Genomic DNA, 20,566 nt, shown 5'->3' with positions numbered 1-20,566 from the left:
TCGAGCCGTGGGCCGAGCGCGACTGGGTGGGGCGCGAGCTGCAGCTGGGCGACGTGCAGGTGCGCGTGCTCGAGGAGACCGGACGGTGCGCGGCGACCGAGGTCGATCCGACGACGGCGCGGAGGGACGTGCCGGTGGTGCGGCTGCTGCACGAGCACTACGGGCACGAGAACGTCGGGGTGTTCGCGGAGGTGCTGTCCGGCGGCGTGCTGCGTCCGGGCGATGCGGTGACGCTCGACGCGGTGGTGGCGGCGTGAGGCTCGTCGTCGCCGAGCGGCGGATGCTGACGGCGGACGTCTGCGAGTTCGTCCTGCGGCGGGCCGACGGCTCGGCCCTGCCTGCCGCCGAGCCGGGCGCGCACGTGACCGTCGCGACGCCCTCGGGCGAGAAGCGCAGCTACTCCCTCACCGGCGACCTGCGCGATCGGAGCCGCTTCACGATCGCGGTGCGCCGCTCGGCGGAGGGACGCGGCGGTTCGCGCAGCCTCGTCGACTCCGTCTCGGCGGGCGACTCACTCGAGGTCGAGGGGCCGCGCAACTCCTTCGAGCTGGTCGAGGCGCCCGCCTACCTCCTGATCGCCGCGGGCATCGGCGTGACGCCCATCCGGGCCATGCTGATCGAGCTGGGGCGCCGCGGACCGACGGACGTGGAGCTGCTGTACCTGGCCCGCTCGCGCGAGCAGGCCCCGTACCTCGACGAGCTGACCGCCGCGGTGCCCGCACTGACGGTGCACCACCGCCGTGAGCACGGGCCGGTCGACTGGTGGCCGCTGCTCGCCGACCCGGGCGAGCGGCACCTCTACGTGTGCGGGCCCGAGGCGCTGCAGGACGAGGTCCGCGCGCTGACGATGCACTGGCGGCCGAGCCGCGTGCACGCGGAGGACTTCGCGGGGGTGTCGGCGTTCGGCGCGCTGAGCGAGCCGTTCACCGTGGAGTGGCAGCCGACCGGGGCCGAGATCGCGGTACCTGCCGCCCGGACGATGCTGGCGACGCTCGAGGACGCGGGCATCGACGTGCCGAGCTCGTGCGGCAGCGGGACCTGCGGGACCTGCCGACTGCGCCTCGTGGACGGGGAGGCGGACCACCGGGATCTGGTGCTGACGCCGGCGGAACGGCAGTCGGCGGTGATGCCGTGCGTGTCGCGCGGTGTCGGACGGGTGGTCGTCGCTCCGGAGTGACTCCTGTTCACAACGAAGGGAGGATCCGTTCCCGCGGCCCCGGATCCGCGGGGATCGGGAGCTCGGGACGGATCCTTCCTTCGTTGTGAACGCGAGTGGCGTCAGCCCTCGGCCTTCGACGGCTTGCCGTCGGCCGGCAGTACCTCGACGGGGGTGTCGCGCGTGTCCTCACCCTCGGCCTGCGACGGCTTGTCGGACTGGTCGTCCGGGTCCTGGACCGGGGACGTCGTGTCGCTCATCGGAGGCCGTCCGGGTCGTCGGAGGCGGGCGACGGCTGCACGTCGGCCTCGAACTCGGTCCAGGCCCGGTCGAAACCGGCTTGCGCCTCGGCGGGCTCGCTCGCGAAATAGCCCTCGTAGATCGAGTGGCCGCCGTGCTCGGGCAGGTCGTCGCGGGCGGCGAACTCCTGGGCGAGGGTGCCCACCTCGTCGTCGCGCGTGCTCTGGTCCCGCAGCCATGCGGGGAAGGTCTGAGTCATGGGACTCCTTTCTCCTGCGTCCATCCCACGCCCCGCGACCCGGAGCGGCAACCCCTTGCGGGCGCGTCGATAACGGCCGAGGACCCCGCTCGAAAGCGAGGTCCTCGGCGGTGAAAGGTGGTCAGCTGTTGAGGTTCTGGACGGCGTAGTCCGCTTCCTCCGCGGTGAACTGCTCGCCGTACTCACTCGTGAGCTGGTCGCGGATGGCGTCGGGCGACATCGCCATCTGCTCCTGGTACATCTTCGCCTTGGCGAGTGCGTTGGCGTTGTAGTCCGCCGTGAGGTTGTCGACGGCGTACTGGGCCGCCTCAGGGGAGAACTTCTCGCCGTACTCCGACACGAGTTGGTCGTAGATGCCGGCCTTGCTCATCTGCAGCGTGTCGGAGTACATCCCAGCTTTGATCAGCGCGGAGGCGAACTCGACCGGGACAGCCGGTGCCGCGGGCTCCTCGACCTCTTCGACGGGCGGTGCCTCCTCTGCGGGTGCCTCGACCTCGACAGGAGCGGTCGTCTCCGCAGGAGCCGGCGTCTCTGCAGGAGCCGGCGTCTCTGCAGGCAGAGACTCGGCCGTCGGCAGCGTCGACTCCGCGATCGCAGCAGGAGGCTGCTCCTCCACCGCGTTGTTCACCGCGGCACCGATGCCGAAGACGACGCCGACGGACGAGATCGTCGCGATCGCACCCAGGACGATGCCGGTGACGGCCATGCCCTTCGACTGCCGCTTGCGGAGAGCGAGGACGCCGAGCACGACGGCGGCGATACCGACGAGGGCTCCGAATACCGGAACGAGGCCTACCAGGAAGGCGACGATTCCGACGATCAAGGCGGCCAATGCGAGACCCGCCGCCTTGCGAGGAGAGACGGGCGGAGGAGGCAGGGTGCCTGTCGCGGTGGGGTGCGGTGCGGAAGGGGCCGGATAGGCAGGGCGGGGCTCCTGCGAGCCGCCGGCGGGCGGTTCGGGGTTCGTCATCGGGCGAGTATGGCAGAGCGGATCATCACCCTGACAGGAGAGAAGTACCGGGTCCGGGTGACGACGGGACGGCGCGATGCAGCGCACCAAAGGACGTCCGCTCTGGTCACGATCCGGCGGGCTCCCTCGATCCGGCGAGGAAGGTCGCCGGATCGGGCCGGGGGGCACCGTCCGCGACGGATTGCTCCCCGCGCTGATCGAGTAGCGCGCGAAGCGCGCGTCTCGAGATCCACGATCTCCGGGACTCGGTCGGTCTCGATACGCGCCTCCGGCGCTACTCGACCAGCAAGGAGGGGCAGAACCTCAGTGGGGAGGGCGGCTCAGCCGCGATGGTGGCTGACGGGAACTCCTGGCTGGGGTTCTGCGGCGGCCGACCGCGATGGATCGGACCGTCCCCCTTGCTGATCGAGTAGCGCGCGGAGCGCGCGTCTCGAGATCCACGACGTCCCGGGACTCGGCGGGTCTCGATACGCCCCTGCGGGGCTACTCGACCAGCAAGAGGAGGGGCGCCGCGCGCAACCCTGCTGATCGAGTAGCGCGCGCAGCGCGCATATCGAGATCCCCGATGGCGGGGCTACTCGACCAGCACGCCCGCCTCCTCGAGCAGCACCGACGTGCGCACCACGCGCTCCGAGGCCGCCGTGACCACCGACACCGGGCCGGACAGCGTCAGCGACGCCGTCGTCTCCTTCGTCGCGCAGTCCGGGCCGACCCAGAGCTCCACCTCGCCCGGCTCGACGATCCGCGGGCCGGAGCGGCCGGTGAACGCGAGGCGCGCGGCGGGCACCTGGAAGCGCACCTGCGCCTCCTCCCCCGCTGCGAGCTCCAGTCGGGCGTAGCCCAGCAGCTGGGCGACGGGGCGGGTGACGCTCGCGTAGACGTCGCGGGCGTAGAGCTGCACCAGGTCGGAGCCGCTGCGCGAGCCCGTGTTGCGCACGCGCACCGAGACGGTGAACGCTCCGTCGGTCGGCACCGAGTCGTCGAGCAGCGACAGGTCGCCGCGCGAGAACGTCGTGTACGAGAGCCCGTGCCCGAACGGCAGCACCGGAGTGCTGTCGGCGCTCGTCACGTCGGACGGGCCGCCCAGGATCGGGTGCAGGTACGAGAACGGCTGCGCTCCGGCCGAGCGCGGCAGCGACACCGGCAGGTGGCCGGACGGCACGACGCGGCCCGAGACGACGCCCGCGATCGCGCCGGCCCCCTCCTCCCCGGGGAAGAACGCCTGCAGCACGGCCGACGCGCCCGAGAGGGCCCAGTCGATCGCGTAGGGGCGTCCGGTCAGCAGCACGAGCACCACGGGGGTGCCGGTGGCGACGACCGCCTCGACCAGCTCGCGCTGGCGGCCGGGGAGCTCGAGGCTCTCGACGTCGTTGCCCTCGCCGACGGTGCCGCGGCCGAACAGGCCGGCGCGGTCGCCGACCACGACGACCGCCACGTCGGCGGTGCGGGCGAGCTCGGCGGCGGGGGCGATCCCGGAGTCGTCGTCGCCCTCGACCGCGCAGCCCTCGGCCACGAGGATCTCGCCCGCGAACTCGTCGGCGAGCGCCTCGCGCACGGTCGGGATCTCGAAGCCCAGCGGCACGCCCTCGTGATGGGCCAGCACGTGGTTGGCGAAGGAGTAGCAGCCCATGAGGGCCTGCGCGCTGTCGGCGTTCGGGCCGATCAGGGCGAGGCGTCGCGGCGCCGCGAGCGGCAGGACGCCGTCGTTCGAGAGCAGCACGAGCGACTGCTCCGCGAGACGGCGGGCGACGTCGCGGTGCGCGGGCGAGTCGAGGTCGATCGACTCGGGCACGTCGTCGAAGCGGGCGTCGAGCAGACCCAGGCGCTCCTTCTGCGCGAGCAGGCGCAGCACCGCGCGGTCGACGAGCTCCTCGCTCATCGCTCCGGAGGCGATGCGGGCGGCGAGCGGAGCGAGGAACGCGTCGCCCGTGGGCAGCTCCACGTCGATCCCGGCCTCGAGCGCGAGCTCGGCGGCCTCGCCGAGGTCGGCGGCGACCGCGTGCATGAGGTGCAGGAACGCGACCGAGAAGTAGTCCGAGACCACCACTCCGTCGAAGCCCCACGCGCCGCGCAGCACGTCGGTGAGGTAGGCGGGCGTCGCGCCGACGGGGTCGCCGTCGATCTCGGCGTACGAGTTCATCACCGAGCGCGCGCCGCCGTCGCGGATCGCCATCTCGAACGGGGGCAGCAGCACGTCGGCGATCTCGCGCGGTCCGGCGTGCACCGGTGCGTGGTTGCGGCCGCCGCGGGAGGCGGAGTAGCCGATGAAGTGCTTCAGCGTCGCGTCGACCCCCTCCGACTGCATGCCGCGGACGTAGGCGGTGCCGAGGGTGCCGACGACGTACGGGTCCTCGGCGATGCACTCGTCGACCCGGCCCCAGCGGGGGTCGCGGATCACGTCGAGCACGGGCGCGAGGCCCTGGTGGATGCCGAGCTCGCGCATGGACGCGCCGATCAGGCGGCCCATCTCCTCGACGAGCTCGGCGTCGAACGACGCGCCCCAGGCCAGCGGGGTGGGGAACGTCGCGGCCTTCCACGCCGCGAGCCCCGTCAGGCACTCCTCGTGCACGATCGCCGGGATGCCCAGCCGTGTCTCCTCGACGAGGCGGCGCTGCTCGGCCCACAGCCACTGCGCGCGCTCGATCGGATCGACGGGTCGCGTGCCGTACACGCGGGTCAGGTGTCCGAGCCCGTGCGTCGTCGCATCCTCGTAGCGGGTGGAGGTGGCCATCTCGCCGGCCAGCGGCGCGACGACCTCCCCGCCCTGGTCGACCCAGTAGCCGACGAGCTGGGCGAGCTTCTCCTCGAGCGTCATGTGCTCCAGGAGCTCGGCGACGCGGGCCGAGGGGACGTGCGGTTCGGCCACGGCGTGACCCTCTCTGCTGGAAGCGGACGGCGGGGTGGAGGTCATCCCTTCACCGCCCCGGTGAGGCCGCCCACGATGCGGCGCTCGAAGACGCTGAAGAAGATGAGCGCGGGGATCATCGACAGCGAGACGAACGCGAGCACCTTGGCGGTGTCGACGGAGTACTGCGACGAGAAGGCTTGCACGCCCAGCGGGAGCGTGAAGGTCGACTCGTCGTTGAGGATGAACAGCGGGAGGAGGTAGCTGTTCCAGCTCGCGATGAACGCGAGGATGCCGGTCGTGATGACCCCGGGCATCGCCAGGCGCACGACCATGCGGAAGAAGAAGCCGATCCGGCTGCAGCCGTCGATGAACGCCGCCTCCTGGATCTCGTCCGGGATCGCCCGCAGGAACGGGACCAGGATGATGATCGTGGTCGGCAGGCCGAACGCGATCTGCGGCAGCACGACTCCGGCGAGCGAGTTCATCAGGCCGAGGCTCTTGATCACCAGGTAGAGCGGAGTGATCGCGACCGTCATCGGGAACATCAGGCCCGCCGCGAAGAGCGCGTAGAACACTCCGCGGCCCGAGAAGTCGTACCGGGCGAGGACGTAGCTGGCCATGAGGCCGAGCACGACGACGCCGAGGGTGGTGGCGAGCGCCGCGATCGTGGAGTTGCCCACCTCGCGCCAGAAGATGCCTCCCGTGATGACGTCGAGGTAGTTCTGCACGTTCCACGGCGAGGGGAACCCGGCCGGGTCGGTGGTGATCTGCGCGTTCGTGCGGAAGCCGCCGATGATGATGTACGCGACCGGGGCGAGCATCAGCGCGATCACGACGATCGCGACGACGTAGGCGACGGTGGTTCCGCGGCCCCTCGGCGGGCGGCGGCGCTTCACGGCGAGCGGACGCGGAGTCTCCGGGGTGATCGGCGGGGCCGTCATCGTGGTGGTCATCGCTTGCCTCCGGTCAGTGCGCCCTCGGTGTCCCGCCGCAGCACGAAGCGCTGGTAGAGCAGGGCGACGACGAGCGAGATCAGGAACAGGATCACCGCGACGGCGTTCCCGTACCCGTAGTTGCCGGCGTTGCGGCCGTTGGTGACGAGGTAGGTCGCCATCGTCGAGGTGCCGGCGGTCGACGAGACGTACTGGCCCCAGATGATGTAGACGAGGTCGAACAGCTGCAGGGCGCCGATGATAGAGAGGAACGCCCAGATGCGCAGCGTCGGGGCCAGCAGCGGCAGGGTGATGCGCCGCTGGACCTGCCAGTAGGAGGCACCGTCGATGGCCGCGGCCTCGGACAGCTCCTCGGGGATGCCCTGGAGACCGGCGAGGAAGAGGATCACGGCGAAGCCGATGTACTTCCACGTGATGATCAGCATCAGCGTCCACATGGCGATCGCCGGGTTCGCCAGCCAGTCCTGCTGCAGGGCGCCGAGCCCGATGTTCTCGAGCATGCCGTTGACCGCTCCGCGGGTCTGGAGCATCAGGCTCCAGCCGGTGCCGACGACGACCTCCGAGATGACGTAGGGCACGAAGATCAGCACGCGGATGATCGACTGGCCGCGCAGCTTGCGGTTGAGCAGGAGCGCGATCAGGATCGCGGCCGGACCCTGGAGCACGAGCGAGAGGATCACGATCGTGCCGTTGTGGGACAGCGCCTCGTGGAAGGTCGGGTCCTGGAGGATCGTGAGGTAGTTGCGGAAGCCGACGAAGTCGGTCGGCACTCCGTAGCCCTGCCAGCTGAAGAAGCCGTAGTAGGCCGCCATCACGACCGGGAAGATCACGAAGGCGAGGAACACGATCAGCGCGGGGCCGACCAGGATCGCGACCTCGAGCCGGCCCGCCCAGCCGAGGCTGCGGCGGCGCCGGCGCACCGGGGGTGCTGCGACGACCGCAGCACCCCCGGTGGTCTCGCGATCGCGGGGCGCATCCGCTCCGAGGAGCGGGCTCTCGCGAAGCGCCATGGTTACGCCTTCTTCGCAGCGGCGTTGACGGCCTCGACCAGCTGCTCCGGGTCGCTCTTGCCGGCGAGCAGGTCGACGACTCCGACGTTCAGCGCGTTGCCGACGTTGAGGCCGTAGACGGTGTCGAGCCACTGCGACACGTAGGGCGCCGAGTTGTAGGCCTTCAGGATGTCCTGGAGGTAGGGCTCGGTGACGGCCTCCTGGGCGACCTGGTTGACCGGCGGGGCGTTGAAGGCGGCGTAGTACTCCTTCTGCACGTCGGCGGTGGCCAGGTAGTTCAGGAAGTCCACGCACTCGGCGGGAGCGTCGACCGAGCAGGAGTAGCCGTCGACGCCGCCCATGATCGAGCCGGGCTCGCCCGCTCCGCCGTCCACCTCGGGGAAGGGGAACCAGCCCAGGTCGGGCAGAGGCTGCTCGTCCGGGGTGAGCGAGGCGATGACTCCGGGGTTCCAGGCGCCCATGAGCTCCATGGCGGCCTGGTGGTTGGCGAGCAGGCCCGCCGAGCTGCCGGCGCCCTGCTGGGCGGCGGTGGTGAGGAAGCCCTCGTTGAACGGCTCGGTCTCGGAGAAGGTCTGGAGGTCCTCGCCTGCCTTGACCCAGCACTCGTCCGAGAAGTCCTTCGAGTCGGCCGCCTCGGCCATGGTGTCGGCGCTGCACTCGCGCAGCGCGAAGAAGTAGTACCAGTGCGCGGCGGGCCAGGCGTCCTTGCCGCCGAGCGCGATCGCCTGGGTGCCGCTGCCCTTCAGGGCGGTCACGGCCGAGTCGAGCTCCTCGAGCGTCGACGGCGGGGTGCTGATGCCCGCCGCGCTGAAGAGGTCCTGGCTGTAGAAGACGCCGCCGGGGAGCACCGCGACCGGCATCGCCCAGACCTTGTCGTCGAGGGTGTTGGCTCCGAAGGAGCCCTCGGTGATCTCGCTCTTGGCCTCGTCCGAGATCTTGTCCGTCAGGTCCATCAGCTGGCCGCCGGCGACCATGGCCGCCATCTTGCCGCCGCCGCGCTGGAGGAAGATGTCCGGCGCGTCGCCGGAGTTGAGCGCGGTCTGCAGCTTGCCGTCCAGGTCCTCGTTCTGGATGGCCTGCGGGGTGATGGTGACTCCGGGGTTCGCGGCCTCGAAGTCGGCGACCGTCTTGTCCCAGAACTCCTGGCCGGGGCCCGTGGTGGAGTTCTGCCAGAGGGTCATGGAGACGGTGCCGTCGGAGGAGCCGGAGTCCTGGGAGGAGCATCCGCTCAGTGCCGCGGCCGCGCCGAGCAGGGCGACGGTGGCCACTGCGATCTTTCTGAACTTCATCGTTCGACCTGTTCTCTTCATCGAGTGGGCGCCGCCAGGGAGAGCGGCGCCGAGGTGCACCCGCCGCGTCAGCGGTGGGCGAGGTCAGTCTCCGTACTGCTCCGCAGGACCGTCAAACGTTTTCGAAATCATTTTCCACACGGCGTCGGCGCGGGTTACGGTCGGTCCTGTGAGTCACCGTCCGACCATCCACGACGTCGCCGCTGCGGCCGGAGTCTCGGTCGCGACGGTTTCGAAGGCGGTCAACGGCCGGTACGGCATCGCCGCCGCGACGGCCACTCGCGTGCTCGACGTGGTGCGCGAGCTGGGCTACGAGTCGAGCCTCGTCGCGAGCAGCATGCGCTCGCGGCGCACGGGGGTGATCGGCGTGCTGGTCGCCGATTTCGAGCCGTTCAGCGCCGAGATCCTCAAGGGCGTGGGCGCCGAGCTCCGCGGCTCGCGCTTCGACCTGCTCGCCTACAGCGGCTCGCACCAGGGCGAGGGCGAGGGCTGGGAGCGGCGCTCGCTGAGCCGCCTGAGCGGCACCCTGATCGACGGCGCGATCATGGTCACTCCGACGGTCCTCACCGCGGCGTCGGACATCCCGCTCGTCGCCATCGACCCGCACACCGGCCGGGCCGACCTGCCCACGGTCGAGTCCGACAGCTACGGAGGCGCGCTGCAGGCGACGCGGCACCTCGTCGAGCTCGGGCACCGGCGGATCGGCTTCGTGGCCGGCCGCCCGGACCTCCGCTCGGCGCGCCTGCGCGAGGCCGGCTACCGCGCGGCACTGTCGGAGGCGGGCATCGGGTTCGACGAGCGGCTCGTGCACGTGGGCCTGTACCAGCACGACACCGCGCGCCGGCCCGCCTCGGCGCTGCTGTCGCTCCCGGACCGGCCCACCGCCGTGTTCGCCGCGAACGACGTGTCGGCCATCGCGATCATCGAGATCGCGGCGCGGATCGGGCTCGACGTGCCGCGCGACCTGTCGGTCGTCGGCTTCGACGACGTCCCGGAGGCGTCGCGCCTGGATCCGCCGCTGACGACCGTCCGGCAGCCGATGCAGACGCTCGGCTCGACGGCCGCCGAGATGCTGACGGCGCTGATGGCGGGCGAGACGCCGCGCTCGCTGCACGTGCGGCTGCCGACGCAGCTGGTGCAGCGCGCGACGACGGGGCCGCCGCCGGGGCGGTGAGCGTCTGGCGCGGCGGGTCTCGAGACGCCCCTGCGGGGCTGCTCGATCAGCGAGCGCGCCGCTGCTGCCGCTGACCGAGTAGGACGCGCAGCGGCCGAGTCGAGGTCCGCCGCCACCCGAGCAGATGCGAACCGCTCGACCACCCGCGGTAACCTTATCAAGACCATGCGATTTGGTAATGTTATCAGCATGCGCGATGCCGTCGACAATCCCTTCAACCCCGGCTCCGACACTGTTCCCGAGATCTGGGCGGGACGCACGGCCCAGCTGAGCGACTGGCGCGACATCCTCCGTCCGCGCCTGCATCGCGGGCTGCCGGAGCGGGGCCGCACGATCCTCGGCGAGCCGGGACTGGGCAAGTCGTCACTCGTGCGGCGCATCGCGCAGGATGCGGCGGCGGGAGGCGACTGGGTGACCCCGCAGCTGCGCATCCCCTCGGGCGCCGATCCACTGAAGCTCCTGGCCGGCGCACTGCTGGTGCTGGCGGACGCCGCCGGGCTCGCGACGGCGCGCGAGAAGCGGCTCGCCGGCGTCCTCGAACGGGTGCAGGCCGTCGCCGCGTCCGGGATCTCGCTCACCCTCCGCGGGAAGGAGGGCCCCGAGCCCCACACCGCTCTCACCGAGCTGCTCGTCGAAGTGGGCCGCGCGGCGATCGCGCAGGACGTGGTCGCGCTCATCCACCTCGACGAGGTGCAGAACATCGTCGACGAGAGCGCCCTCTCGCAGCTCCTGATCGCCCTCGGCGACGCGATCACGCACGAGGTGCCCGTCGAGTTGCCCGGAGGAGTCCGGGTGACCCGCTTCCTGCCGCTGGCGGTCTACCTGACGGGCCTCCCCGACTTCGAGGACCGGGCCGGTGCTCAGAAGGGCGCGACGTTCGCGCGACGGTTCAAGACGACCGTGCTCACGGCGATCGACGACGACGACATCGTCGCGGCGCTCCAGGATTTCGTGCTGCCCGGCTGGGACGTTCCGGACGAGCGGGGCGGGTCGACCCGCATCCGCATGGAGAGCGACGCGGTCGCGGCGGTCGTGGAGCTGTGCCGCGGCGAGCCGTTCCTGTTCCAGCTCGCGGGCGAGAGCGCCTGGTACGCCGGGACCGGCACGACGATCACCCGGCAGCAGGTGCTCGCGGGGTGGCGCGGAGCGCAGAGGGAGGCTGCGGCGCACGTCGAGCGCATCCTCGGGCGGCTGCCTCCGCGCGAACTCGCGTTCCTCGAGGCGATGGCGTCGATGCCCGCGGGCGACCGCACCCTCACCCGCATCGCCCGGGCGATCGGCCTCTCGAAGCCGACCGAGGCGGGGACCACCGCGCAGCGCCTCGACACCGTGCGCGGGATCATCGACCGCGGAACGCTGTACCGGTTCCGGCACCGGGCCATCGAGGCGTACCTGACGAGCGAGTGGCCGCGGGCGGAGTGAGGGAGCCCTGCTGATCGAGTAGGGCGCGCAGCGGCCGTATCGAGATCCACCACCGCCCGGGACACACGGGTCTCGATACGCCCCTACGGGGCTACTCGACCAGCAAGGGGGGGCGTCCCTCCGCGCTGATCGCGGAGCCCTGCAGGGGCCCGCTCCCTGCTGATCGAGTAGGGCCGCAGGACTCCCTCCCTGCTGATCGAGTAGGGCGCGCAGCGGCCGTATCGAGATCCACCACCGCCCGGGACACATGGGTCTCGATACGCCGCGACCAGCAGAGGACGACGTCGCCCCCGACCCCCCCGTCAGTGGGTGTTTCTGTGACGATTCCCATCTATCCGCGCACCGGCGCCGAACCTCCGTGCAGAGTCGTGGGTGCACCGCTGGGGCGGTGCCGATCGCCCGCGCTCGGGACCGTCGACCGGAGGAGTCACGCCATGCTGGGAGACCGAGTACCGGATCCGAGGCTCGCAGCTCTGGACGAGCTGGACATCATGGGCACGCCCCCCGAGGAGCGCTTCGACCGGATCACCCGGATGGCGAAGGACCTCTTCGGCGTGGCGGTGGCCGAGATCCACTTCCTCGACGAGACCACCCTCTTCACGAAGTCGCCGCAGCTGCCCGGCTGGCCGCTCGAGTATCCGCGGGCCGGCACCTTCTGCGACGCGACGCTCCGCGAGCAGCGGATGCTCGTCATCCCGGATCTCGGGACCGACGGCGAGTTCGCGCAGCACGAGAACGTCGCGGGCGCCCCGCACGTGCGCTTCTACGCGGGCCGCCCGCTGATGGTGGAGGCCGACCTCGCGGTCGGCACCCTCTGCCTCCTCGACTTCGTCCCGCGCGACCTCTCGGCCGATCAGCAGGCGCTGCTCGACGAGCTGGGCGACTGGGTCGAGCGGGAGCTCCGCGACCGGGTCGAGCGGGACCGCGCTGCCGACGTCCAGATGCGCCTCAGCCCCGCCGACGAGACGCACCCGGCGGGCTACGAGCTCGCCGGCCTGTCCATCCCGCTGCACGGGCTCGCGGGCGACTTCTACAGCTGGCGCGGCGACGACGAGAGCATCGACCTCACCCTCGCCGATGTGATGGGCAAGGGAGCGGCCGCGGCGATCGTGGGGGCGGGGGTCCGCTCGGCGTTCCACGCCCGCTCCGGATCCACGCCGAGCGTCGCCGTGGCGGCCGTCAACGAGCAGCTGCTCGACGACTTCGCGGTGACCGGCACGTTCGCCACCCTGTTCCACGCGCGGCTCGAGACCGCGACGGGGCGCCTCGACTTCGTCGACGCCGGCCACGGGCTGTCGGTGCTCCTGCGCCCGGACGGCTCGTTCCAGCGCCTCGCGTCGCTCGGGCTGCCGCTCGGCATCGCCGCCGAGGGCGGCTGGGCCGACCAGACCCTCGAACTCGCGCCCGGCGACTCCCTCCTCTCGTTCACCGACGGCCTGCTCGACCTCTACGACGGCACCCTCGAGTCGCTCGCCGAGGCGACCGCGCTCGCCCGCTCGTGCGGCAGCACGCAGGAGTTCTTCGACGCGATCCGCGCCCTCGCCGCCTCGGAGAAGGCCCTCGACGACATCACGGTCCTGGTGGTGACCCGCACGTGAGGCGCGGAGAACCGCACCGAGCACGCGTCCTCCTCCTGGCGGCGTCGGCCCTCGCGCTCGCGCTCCTCGGCGCGCCCGTCGCGGCCGCCGCCGAGAGCGCGCCGTCCGCGGACGTGCTGGTCCCCGACTCCGGCGCCTACTTCGGAGCGAGCCTCGACTGGAGCATCGACAGCGCCGCGCAGCAGAGCGAGCGCCTCGGCGCCTCCTCCGCCGTGCTCGAGCACTCGGCCACGCTGCCGGTCTCGGACGACGAGACGACGTACCTGGCCCAGTTCCTGCGGCAGGCGGAGGGCGAGGGCGCGCTGGCCGCGATCACGCTGCGCCCCTCCGGTGACCTCGTCGGGTTCGACGAGTCCGACGCCGCCGAGACGGTCGACGCTCTCGCCCGCGCCCGCCAGGACGACGCGCTGCCGCTCTACCTGCGCTTCGCGCCGGACATGAACGCGGACTGGGTGCAGTGGGGCCAGGATCCGGACGCCTACATCGACGCGTTCCGGCTCTTCTCGGAAGCGGTGCGGGCCGACCTGCCCGGCGCCGTCGTGGTGTGGTCCCCGGTCGCGGGCGGCGCCTACCCCTTCACGGCGGAGCCGGACGGCGCCGACTCGGCGCTCGACACCGACGGCGACGGCCGGCTCGCAGCCGGCGACGACCCCTACGGCCCCTACTACCCGGGCGACGAGTACGTCGACTGGGTGGGCCTCTCGGCCTACCACGACCCCAGCGGAGGCGGGCAGCCGCTGAACGAGGTTCCTCGCGCCGGCGCCCTCGACACGGCGCTCGACGGCGGCGGCGACCTCGACTTCTACGAGCGCTTCGCAACCTCGACCGGCACCCCGATGATGCTCGAGACGGCGGCGTTCTTCAGCCCCGGCGCGGGCGGGCCCGGTGCTCTCGAGATCAAGCAGGAGTGGTGGCGCCAGGTCCTCACGGCCGCCTCCGAGCAGGAGCACCCGCTGCTGGACGTCGTGCTCTGGCGCGACTCGTCGTCGGCCCGCGCCGTCGTCGGCGAGGTCGTCATCGACTGGAGCATCTCGACCAGCGAGGAGACGGCGTCGGCGTTCCGCGCCGACGCCGCCGGCAGCGAGCTCGTCTTCGGTCCGCTCTACGCGCCCTACGGCACGGCCGGGCCGGTGAGCACGGGCGGCGGCACCATCGGCGGCGCCGCCGCGTGGATCGTCGTGGCCGCCGTCCTGCTCGCGGCCGTCGCACTGACGGTCTGGGGACTGCTCCGGGGCCGCACGAGCCGGCTCGCCTACGTCGGGCCGCCCTCGCGCGATCTGCGGATCGACCTCCTCCGCGGCGGCGCGATCGTCTTCGTCGTGATCAACCACCTCGCCCTCGTCTCGGTCTTCCAGAACGCGACGCAGGAGGCGATCGGCATGGTCTCGGGAGCGGAGCTGTTCGTGCTGCTCTCGGGCGCGGTCCTCGGACTCGTGCACCGCCCCAAGATCATCGGCGGCGGCATCGGCGAGGTGACGCTGCGCACCGGCGCGCGCGCCTGGAAGCTCTACGTCACGGCGATCGCGGTCACCCTGATCGTCGGGTTCGTCAGCCTCGTGCCGTTCCTGAACGCCGTGCCGGCGACGACCTACGTCGACCAGGGCACCGGAGCCGCGGGCAGCGAGGCCACGGGCCGCGTCTACGACCTGTACTCCGGCTTCGACGGGCTCGTCCGCTACCCCGTCGATCCGACGGTGATCGTGGACCTCGCGCTCCTGCGCATCGGACCGTGGCAGGTCAACGTCCTCGGCCTCTACGTCGTGATGCTCGCGCTCGCGCCGCTGATCCTGTGGGCGCTCTCGCGGCGCCGCTGGATCCTCGTGCTCGCCGTGAGCTGGGGCGTCTACGTGCTGCAGATGCTGCTGGGCCTGCGTCTGCTGCCCTCGCAGTTCGAGGACTCGTTCCCGCTGCTCACCTGGCAGGCGCTGTTCGTCACGGGCATGGTCGCCGGCTTCCACCGGCGCGAGATCCTGGGCTGGTTCGCCACCCGCGCCGGGCGGATCGTGCTCGCCGTCTCGGTGATCGCCACGGTCGCGCTCGCGCTGTTCTCGTGGAACAACCCGTACCTCTCGAGCGCCTACGACCTGCGGCTGGACCTCGTGCCGGCGAACACGTTCTCGTCGATCTACTCCGTCGCGTTCGAGCGGACCACGCTCGACCCGGGCCGCGTGCTGAACGTGCTGCTCGTGACGATCACCGGGTACGCGCTCCTCAGCGTGCTCTGGAAGCCGATCCACCGGGTCCTGGGCTGGTTCCTCATCCCGCTGGGCCAGGCCACCCTCTACGTCTTCGTGATGCACGTGCTCTTCGTGCTGATCGTCGCCAACCTCCCGTTCCTCGATCGAGGGAGCATCGTGATCGACTCGCTCGCCTACGTCGTCGTCCTGGCTCTGCTCTGGGTCATGGTCAAGACGCGCTTCCTGTTCGGGATCGTGCCGCGATGAGCGCCCACCGGGACGAGAAGAAGACGACGAGCGGAGTGACGGGGCCGGGCACCGAGAGCACGCTCGTCTCGCCGGGGCGCATGCTGCTCCTGCGCATCATCGTGCTGCTCACGATCGTGCTCGGCGTCAACTACGTCGCCTGGCGCTGGATCGCCTCGCTGAACTGGGACGCCTGGTGGATCGCCGTGCCGCTGGTGGCGGCCGAGACCTACAGCCTGATCGACGTCTGCCTCTACGGCATGACGATGTGGCGGGCGCGCGGCCGGCCGGCTCCGCCCGAGCCCGACCCCGAGGCCACCGTCGACATCTTCATCACCACCTACAACGAGCCGATCGAGCTCGTGATGGAGACCGCGCTCGCCGCGCAGGCCGCGCGGATCCCGCACTCGACCTGGGTGCTCGACGACGGCGACCGGCCCGAGATGCGCGCCGCCGCCGAGGGCGCCGGGCTCGGCTACATCACCCGCTCGCAGGCGTGGAAGGACATGCCGCGGCACGCGAAGGCGGGCAACCTCAACAACGCCCTCGAGCAGACGACCGGCGAGTTCCTGCTGATCCTCGACGCCGACCAGATCCCGCGGCCCGAGATCCTCGAGCACACGCTCGGCTATTTCCGCGACCCGGAGGTGGCGCTCGTGCAGACCCCCCAGGTCTTCTCGAACGTGGCCACCGGCGACCCGCTCGGCAGCCAGGCCCCGCTGTTCTACGGCCCGATCCAGCAGGGAAAGGACGGCTGGAACGCCGCCTTCTTCTGCGGCTCGAACGCGATGCTGCGCCGCGAGGCGCTGATGCAGCTCGGCATCACCGGCTACATCCGCGAGCTCGACCGGAGCATCGCGCGGGCGCTGCGCACCGCCTCCCGCGCCGTCGCCAAGGCCCGCTCGCACCCCGCCGCCCGCGACGCCGCGGTCGCCCGCGCCCTCGACGACGTGTCGGCGGCCATCGCGCACGCACGCACGGCGCTCGCCTCCGGAGCGCCGATCGGCTCGATCACGTACGACCTGCACCGCGCCGTCGACCAGGCGAGCTACTCCCTCGTCGCCTCCGACGTCGCCGGACTCGAGGAGGACCTCGCCGAGATCCGGGCGCTCGCGCGGGCCGACGGAGGCGACGGCGACACGATCGTCGACATCGAGCAGATCGTCTCGTCGCTCGCCGACCGCGACCTCTCGCCGCTGAACGCGCTCGAGTCGGTGCAGGCGGTGCTGCAGGGCATCGCCGTCGACCGGCCCGACGAGGCGCAGCCGATCATGCCGCTGGCGACCATCTCGGTCACCGAGGACATGGCGACCTGCATGCGCCTGCACGGCCTGGGCTGGAAGACCGTCTACCACCACGAGCTGCTCGCCGACGGCCTCGCCCCCGAGGACGCCGGCACCATGCTCGTGCAGCGGCTGCGCTGGGCGCAGGGCACGATGCAGGTGTTCCTCCGCGAGAACCCGCTGCTGCAGCGGGCCCTCTCGATCCCGCAGCGGCTGATGTACTTCGCCACGATGTGGAGCTACCTCAGCGGCTACGCGGCCGTCGTCTACTTCGCGGCGCCGATCGTGTTCCTGATCCTCGGGATCCTGCCGGTGTCCTCGCTCGCGGCCGACTTCTTCGTCCGGTTCATCCCGTTCATGATCGCGAACCAGCTGCTGTTCCTCGTCTCGGCGAAGGGCACACCGACGTGGCGGGGCCAGCAGTACAGCCTCGCCCTGTTCCCGGTCTGGATCGAGGCGTGCCGGACCGCCGTGAACAACGTGATCCTGCGCATCCCGCTCGGCTTCGCCGTGACCCCGAAGACGCGGCAGGAGTCGACCGGCACACCGTGGAGACTGATCAAGGTGCAGCTCGTGGTCATGGTGCTGCTCGTGATCGCGATCGTCGTCGGCGTCTTCCACCTCGTGGTGAACGGCGCCGAGCCGATCGGCACCGGTGTCAACATCGCCTGGGCGATCTACGATCTGGTCGTCCTCAGCGTCCTGTTCCAGGCCGTCCACTACCAGGGCTTCTCCCCCGAGGAGTCCCCCGTTCCCGAGAAGGAGTCCGCATGACGTTCACCACCGAGAAGATCGAGCCCGACATCGCCGTCGTCCGCGGCGAGGGCAAGCTCAACATGGTCTCGGCCCCCGAGCTGCGCACCCTCGTGCTGCGCGTGATCGAGGAGGGCGAGAACCGCGTCGTCGTCGACCTCAGCGGCATCGAGTTCATGGACTCCTCCGGACTCGGCGCCCTCGTCGGCTGCCTCAAGAGCGCCCGGCAGGCGGGCGGCGACCTGCGCATCGCCTCCCCGAGCCCGCAGGTCTCGATGGTCCTCCGGCTCTCGAACCTCGACCGCGTCCTGGCGAGCTTCGACAGCGCCGAGGACGCCTACCGTGTCTGAGCGCTCCGTCGTCTTCCGGACTCCTCCGGACGGTGTCGAGACCGTGCACTCGGCCCTCGAGACGCTGTGGCAGGACCGCACCGACGTCGACGAGATGGAGCGGATGATGTTCGAGACCGCGCTCGTCGAGCTCGTCTCGAACGTGGTCCAGCACGCCTCCTCGACGACCACGATCATCTGCGAGCTGAGCCTCGTGGCGGATGAGCACGTCCTGCGGGCCACGCTGGTCGACACCGCCGACCCGCCGCTCGTCGACACCGAGACGGTGGTCGAGATGCCGGACGAGTTCGCCGAGTCCGGCCGCGGGATCCCCTTCATCCAGGCCCTGGTCGACACGTTCGAGCACGAGCGGGAGCACGGGCGCAACGTCTGGACGATCGCGAAGCACCGCCCCGCCCCGACGCCGTGAGACCGGTCCTCGCCCGCCGCCGCGTCCGGGAGCTGCCGCCCGTCGACTCCCTCGCCCTGACGGCGAACGGGTTCGACGAGCAGACCCCGCTGGTCAAGCAGCTCCCGGTCCTCGGGCTGTTCCTGGTCGCCGTCGCGCTGAGCGTGTCGGTGCCGACCCTCGTGGTCACGAGCGCGACCGCGCTGGTCGCGGCGGTGCTGATGATGGTCGCGGCGACCGCGCTGGCCGCGGTGATGCCGCGGACGGACGCGCTGGGCCGGGTGGCGCTGGTGATCCCCGCGATCGACTTCCTGGCCGTCGGCGTGCTGCGCTTCGCGACCGGCGAGAGCGCGTCGATCTTCGCCTCCCTCGCCGTGCTGCCCACCGTGTGGGTCGCGGCGGGGCCGGGCCGACGGCACATCGCCCTGGCGAGCCTCGGAGTCGTCGCAGGTCTCGTCCTCCCGTTCCTCCTCGGGTCGACGCTCGAGGAGAACCCCAACGAGCTGGCGCGCGGCGTCTTCTCGGCCGGCGCCTTCGGCCTCGCGGCCCTGGTCGTCAACGAGCTGTCCCGGATGGCGCGCGAGCGCGTCGCCGACATCAGCGCGCGCGAGAAGCTCACGCACCTCGAGCTGACCCAGGCGTCGGCCGTGCAGCAGGCGCTGCTGCCCAAGGAGCGCGCCGAGCTGCACGGCTACGCCTTCGCCGGAGTGTGCCTGCCCTCGCGCGCGATCGGCGGCGACTTCTTCGACTGGTACGACATCCAGGGCGGGGCGGCCTTCACCGTCGGCGACGTGATGGGCAAGGGCGTCGGAGCCGGCATCATCGCCGCCACCGTCCGCGCGGTCGTGCGCAGCGCCCGCAACCACGACGACCTCGCGGTGGCCGCGTCGCGCGCCTCCGAGAGCCTCGCCTCGGACCTGGGCGACACCGCCTCCTTCGCCACGATGTTCCACGCGCGCCTGGACGAGACCACGGGCGTCGTCCGCTACCTCGACGCGGGGCACGGGCTGACGCTGCACGTGCGCGCCGACGGGTCGTGGGACCGCCTGGCCTCGCACAACCTGCCGGTCGGGATCGGCGAGGACGCCTGGGCGACCGCCGAGCTCGTGCTGCTGCCGGGCGACTCGCTGGTCAGCTGCAGCGACGGGATCCTCGACCTGTACGACGGGCGGGTGGAGTCGCTCCGGCACGTCGCCGCGCTCGTCTCGCAGTCGGCCGACGCGGCCGACGCGGTGGCGCGGATCAGCGCACGCGCCGAGGGCGGCGCGAACGACGACGACGTGACGGTGCTGGTGCTGGCGCGTGCGGTGTGAGCGCGGCGCGCCTCCGTTACCGGCGGTCGTCCCCGCGCTGCTGATCCGTCACGAACGGCCGTCGCGGAAGCGCGGGGGCGGCCGTCCGTGACGGATCAGCCGACGGCCCCGCCCGCGACGCCGCCCCTCGGTCGTGAACGGCGCTCCACCCCTCGCCCGCCGCCCATCCGTCACGAATCGCCGCCTCGGAGGCGCAGGAGCGGCCGATCGTGACGGATCGCGGAGAAGCCGGCGCGTCAGGGCGTCGGCATCCCGCCGTTCACGTTGAGGGTCTCGCCCGCGACGAAGCTCGACTCGGCCGATGCCAGGAAGACGTAGGCGGGCGCGAGCTCGGCCGGCTGGGCCGGCCGCCCCATCGGCGACTCGCTCGAGCCGAAGTCGGGCAGGCTCTCGGGGTCGACCCCGTCCGTGACCTGCAGCACCGTCCAGGTCGGCCCCGGCGCCACGACGTTGACGCGGATGCCCTTCGGCGCGAGCTGCTGCGCGAGCCCCTTCGACAGGTTGTTGATCGCGCCCTTGGTCATCGCGTAGTCGAGCCGGTCGGGGGCGGGAGTGTGCGCCTCGGCCGACGCGGTCGTGATGATCGTGGATCCGGGCGCGAGGTGCGGCACCGCCGCCTTCACGATGCGGAACATCGCGAGCACGTTGACCTGGAACGTCTCGAGGAACTGCTCATCGCTGAGCTCCAGCAGGTCCTGCTGCCACACCTGCTTGCCCGCGACGTTCACCACCGCGTCGAGCCCGCCGAGCCCCTCGACCGCCTGCTCGACCAGCTCGGTGCAGTACCGCTGGTCGCGCAGGTCCCCGGGGAGCGCGAGGGCCGTGCGCCCGGCCGCGCGGACCAGCTCGATCACGAGCTGCGCGTCCTCCTCCTCCTCAGGCAGGTAGGCGAGCGCCACGTCGGCCCCCTCGCGGGCGAAGGCGATGGCGACCGCCGCGCCGATCCCGGAGTCCGCCCCCGTGATGAGCGCGCGCCGGCCGGTCAGCCGGCCCGTGCCGCGGTACGTGTCCTCCCCCAGATCGGGCCGCGGGTCGAGGCGCGACTGCAGCCCGGGCTCCTCCTGGTGCTGCACGGGAGGCGTGGTGTTCGGGTACTGCGTCGCCGGGTTCGTGAAGGTGTACTGATCGGGCATGGTC

General features: G+C 71.6%; 18 protein-coding genes. 10 read left to right on the top strand and 8 right to left on the bottom strand.

Features of this window, described 5'->3' with window-relative positions:
- On the top strand, positions 1 to 257 hold a 257-nt coding region (locus tag ASF46_RS19305), incomplete at its 5' end, for an MOSC domain-containing protein (RefSeq protein ID WP_162240144.1).
- Complete coding sequence (locus ASF46_RS00820; RefSeq protein WP_056866023.1) at positions 254 to 1,177, top strand: PDR/VanB family oxidoreductase; 924 nt, start codon at positions 254 to 256, stop codon at positions 1,175 to 1,177. The genes ASF46_RS19305 and ASF46_RS00820, both read left to right, overlap by 4 nt.
- A gap of 101 nt (positions 1,178 to 1,278) precedes the next feature.
- Here the strand turns inward: ASF46_RS00820 and ASF46_RS18990 are convergent, their stop codons facing one another.
- The 7 genes from ASF46_RS18990 to ASF46_RS00790 form a co-directional block, all read right to left on the bottom strand.
- On the bottom strand, positions 1,279 to 1,416 hold the full coding sequence (locus ASF46_RS18990; RefSeq protein WP_157602116.1) for a hypothetical protein: 138 nt from the start codon (positions 1,414 to 1,416) through the stop codon (positions 1,279 to 1,281).
- Entirely contained in the window at positions 1,413 to 1,655 is a 243-nt protein-coding gene (locus ASF46_RS00815) for a hypothetical protein (protein ID WP_056866022.1), read from the bottom strand. The genes ASF46_RS18990 and ASF46_RS00815 overlap by 4 nt, the downstream gene beginning before the upstream one ends.
- Before the next feature lie 121 nt (positions 1,656 to 1,776).
- On the bottom strand, positions 1,777 to 2,478 hold the full coding sequence (locus tag ASF46_RS18645; RefSeq protein WP_235576816.1) for an Ltp family lipoprotein: 702 nt from the start codon (positions 2,476 to 2,478) through the stop codon (positions 1,777 to 1,779).
- A gap of 721 nt (positions 2,479 to 3,199) precedes the next feature.
- The gene (locus tag ASF46_RS00805; protein ID WP_235576898.1) at positions 3,200 to 5,440 is read right to left on the bottom strand and encodes a glycoside hydrolase family 3 N-terminal domain-containing protein; all 2,241 of its coding nucleotides are present in this window, start codon (positions 5,438 to 5,440) and stop codon (positions 3,200 to 3,202) included.
- A gap of 92 nt (positions 5,441 to 5,532) precedes the next feature.
- Entirely contained in the window at positions 5,533 to 6,426 is an 894-nt protein-coding gene (locus ASF46_RS00800; protein ID WP_416351477.1) for a carbohydrate ABC transporter permease, read from the bottom strand.
- A complete protein-coding gene (locus ASF46_RS00795; RefSeq protein ID WP_056866020.1) occupies positions 6,423 to 7,436 on the bottom strand; it encodes a carbohydrate ABC transporter permease in 1,014 nt (337 codons plus the stop codon). The genes ASF46_RS00800 and ASF46_RS00795 overlap by 4 nt, the downstream gene beginning before the upstream one ends.
- 2 nt (positions 7,437 to 7,438) lie before the next feature.
- Positions 7,439 to 8,725 carry an extracellular solute-binding protein gene (locus ASF46_RS00790; RefSeq protein ID WP_056866019.1) on the bottom strand — a complete coding sequence of 429 codons (1,287 nt, stop codon included), beginning with the start codon at positions 8,723 to 8,725 and terminating at the stop codon, positions 7,439 to 7,441.
- A 169-nt stretch (positions 8,726 to 8,894) separates the two neighbouring features.
- On the opposite strand from ASF46_RS00790, the gene ASF46_RS00785 reads away from it, so the two are divergent.
- From ASF46_RS00785 to ASF46_RS00750, 8 genes are all read left to right on the top strand, one after another.
- The gene (locus ASF46_RS00785) at positions 8,895 to 9,899 is read left to right on the top strand and encodes a LacI family DNA-binding transcriptional regulator (RefSeq protein WP_056866018.1); all 1,005 of its coding nucleotides are present in this window, start codon (positions 8,895 to 8,897) and stop codon (positions 9,897 to 9,899) included.
- A gap of 189 nt (positions 9,900 to 10,088) precedes the next feature.
- On the top strand, positions 10,089 to 11,321 hold the full coding sequence (locus ASF46_RS00780; RefSeq protein ID WP_056866017.1) for an AAA family ATPase: 1,233 nt from the start codon (positions 10,089 to 10,091) through the stop codon (positions 11,319 to 11,321).
- Positions 11,322 to 11,755: 434 nt separating this feature from the next.
- Positions 11,756 to 12,919: a PP2C family protein-serine/threonine phosphatase gene (locus tag ASF46_RS00775; protein ID WP_056866016.1), complete on the top strand. Its 1,164-nt coding sequence runs from the start codon at positions 11,756 to 11,758 to the stop codon at positions 12,917 to 12,919.
- Complete coding sequence (opgC, locus tag ASF46_RS00770) at positions 12,916 to 15,363, top strand: OpgC domain-containing protein (RefSeq protein WP_056866015.1); 2,448 nt, start codon at positions 12,916 to 12,918, stop codon at positions 15,361 to 15,363. The genes ASF46_RS00775 and opgC overlap by 4 nt, the downstream gene beginning before the upstream one ends.
- 80 nt (positions 15,364 to 15,443) lie before the next feature.
- A complete protein-coding gene (locus ASF46_RS00765) occupies positions 15,444 to 17,399 on the top strand; it encodes a glycosyltransferase family 2 protein (RefSeq protein WP_056867376.1) in 1,956 nt (651 codons plus the stop codon).
- Complete coding sequence (locus ASF46_RS00760) at positions 17,396 to 17,728, top strand: STAS domain-containing protein (RefSeq protein ID WP_055785281.1); 333 nt, start codon at positions 17,396 to 17,398, stop codon at positions 17,726 to 17,728. Before ASF46_RS00765 ends, ASF46_RS00760 begins: the two co-directional genes overlap by 4 nt.
- Entirely contained in the window at positions 17,721 to 18,137 is a 417-nt protein-coding gene (locus tag ASF46_RS00755; RefSeq protein WP_056866014.1) for an ATP-binding protein, read from the top strand. The genes ASF46_RS00760 and ASF46_RS00755 overlap by 8 nt, the downstream gene beginning before the upstream one ends.
- Positions 18,134 to 19,429, top strand: a complete 1,296-nt coding sequence (locus ASF46_RS00750) for a PP2C family protein-serine/threonine phosphatase (protein ID WP_056866013.1) — start codon at positions 18,134 to 18,136, stop codon at positions 19,427 to 19,429. The genes ASF46_RS00755 and ASF46_RS00750 overlap by 4 nt, the downstream gene beginning before the upstream one ends.
- 236 nt (positions 19,430 to 19,665) lie before the next feature.
- Here ASF46_RS00750 and ASF46_RS00745 read toward each other — a convergent pair whose 3' ends face one another.
- Positions 19,666 to 20,562 carry an SDR family oxidoreductase gene (locus ASF46_RS00745; protein WP_056866012.1) on the bottom strand — a complete coding sequence of 299 codons (897 nt, stop codon included), beginning with the start codon at positions 20,560 to 20,562 and terminating at the stop codon, positions 19,666 to 19,668.
- Between the last annotated feature and the right edge of the window lie 4 nt (positions 20,563 to 20,566).

Origin of the sequence: Rathayibacter sp. Leaf296, from assembly GCF_001423045.1 — a bacterium.
GTDB lineage: Bacteria > Actinomycetota > Actinomycetes > Actinomycetales > Microbacteriaceae > Rathayibacter > Rathayibacter caricis.
This window is presented reverse-complemented; position numbering and strand designations above follow the sequence as displayed.

Excerpts from the sequence above, each read along its gene's own strand:
- ASF46_RS00780 (WP_056866017.1), top strand. The coding sequence starts at position 10,089 with ATGCGCGATGCCGTCGACAATCCCTTCAACCCCGGCTCCGACACTGTT.
- ASF46_RS00800 (WP_416351477.1), bottom strand. The coding sequence starts at position 6,426 with ATGACCACCACGATGACGGCCCCGCCGATCACCCCGGAGACTCCGCGT.
- ASF46_RS00790 (WP_056866019.1), bottom strand. The coding sequence starts at position 8,725 with ATGAAGTTCAGAAAGATCGCAGTGGCCACCGTCGCCCTGCTCGGCGCG.
- ASF46_RS00775 (WP_056866016.1), top strand. The coding sequence starts at position 11,756 with ATGCTGGGAGACCGAGTACCGGATCCGAGGCTCGCAGCTCTGGACGAG.
- ASF46_RS18990 (WP_157602116.1), bottom strand. The coding sequence starts at position 1,416 with ATGAGCGACACGACGTCCCCGGTCCAGGACCCGGACGACCAGTCCGAC.
- ASF46_RS00745 (WP_056866012.1), bottom strand. The coding sequence starts at position 20,562 with ATGCCCGATCAGTACACCTTCACGAACCCGGCGACGCAGTACCCGAAC.
- ASF46_RS00760 (WP_055785281.1), top strand. The coding sequence starts at position 17,396 with ATGACGTTCACCACCGAGAAGATCGAGCCCGACATCGCCGTCGTCCGC.
- ASF46_RS00805 (WP_235576898.1), bottom strand. The coding sequence starts at position 5,440 with ATGACGCTCGAGGAGAAGCTCGCCCAGCTCGTCGGCTACTGGGTCGAC.
- ASF46_RS00815 (WP_056866022.1), bottom strand. The coding sequence starts at position 1,655 with ATGACTCAGACCTTCCCCGCATGGCTGCGGGACCAGAGCACGCGCGAC.
- ASF46_RS00795 (WP_056866020.1), bottom strand. The coding sequence starts at position 7,436 with ATGGCGCTTCGCGAGAGCCCGCTCCTCGGAGCGGATGCGCCCCGCGAT.
- ASF46_RS00765 (WP_056867376.1), top strand. The coding sequence starts at position 15,444 with ATGCTGCTCCTGCGCATCATCGTGCTGCTCACGATCGTGCTCGGCGTC.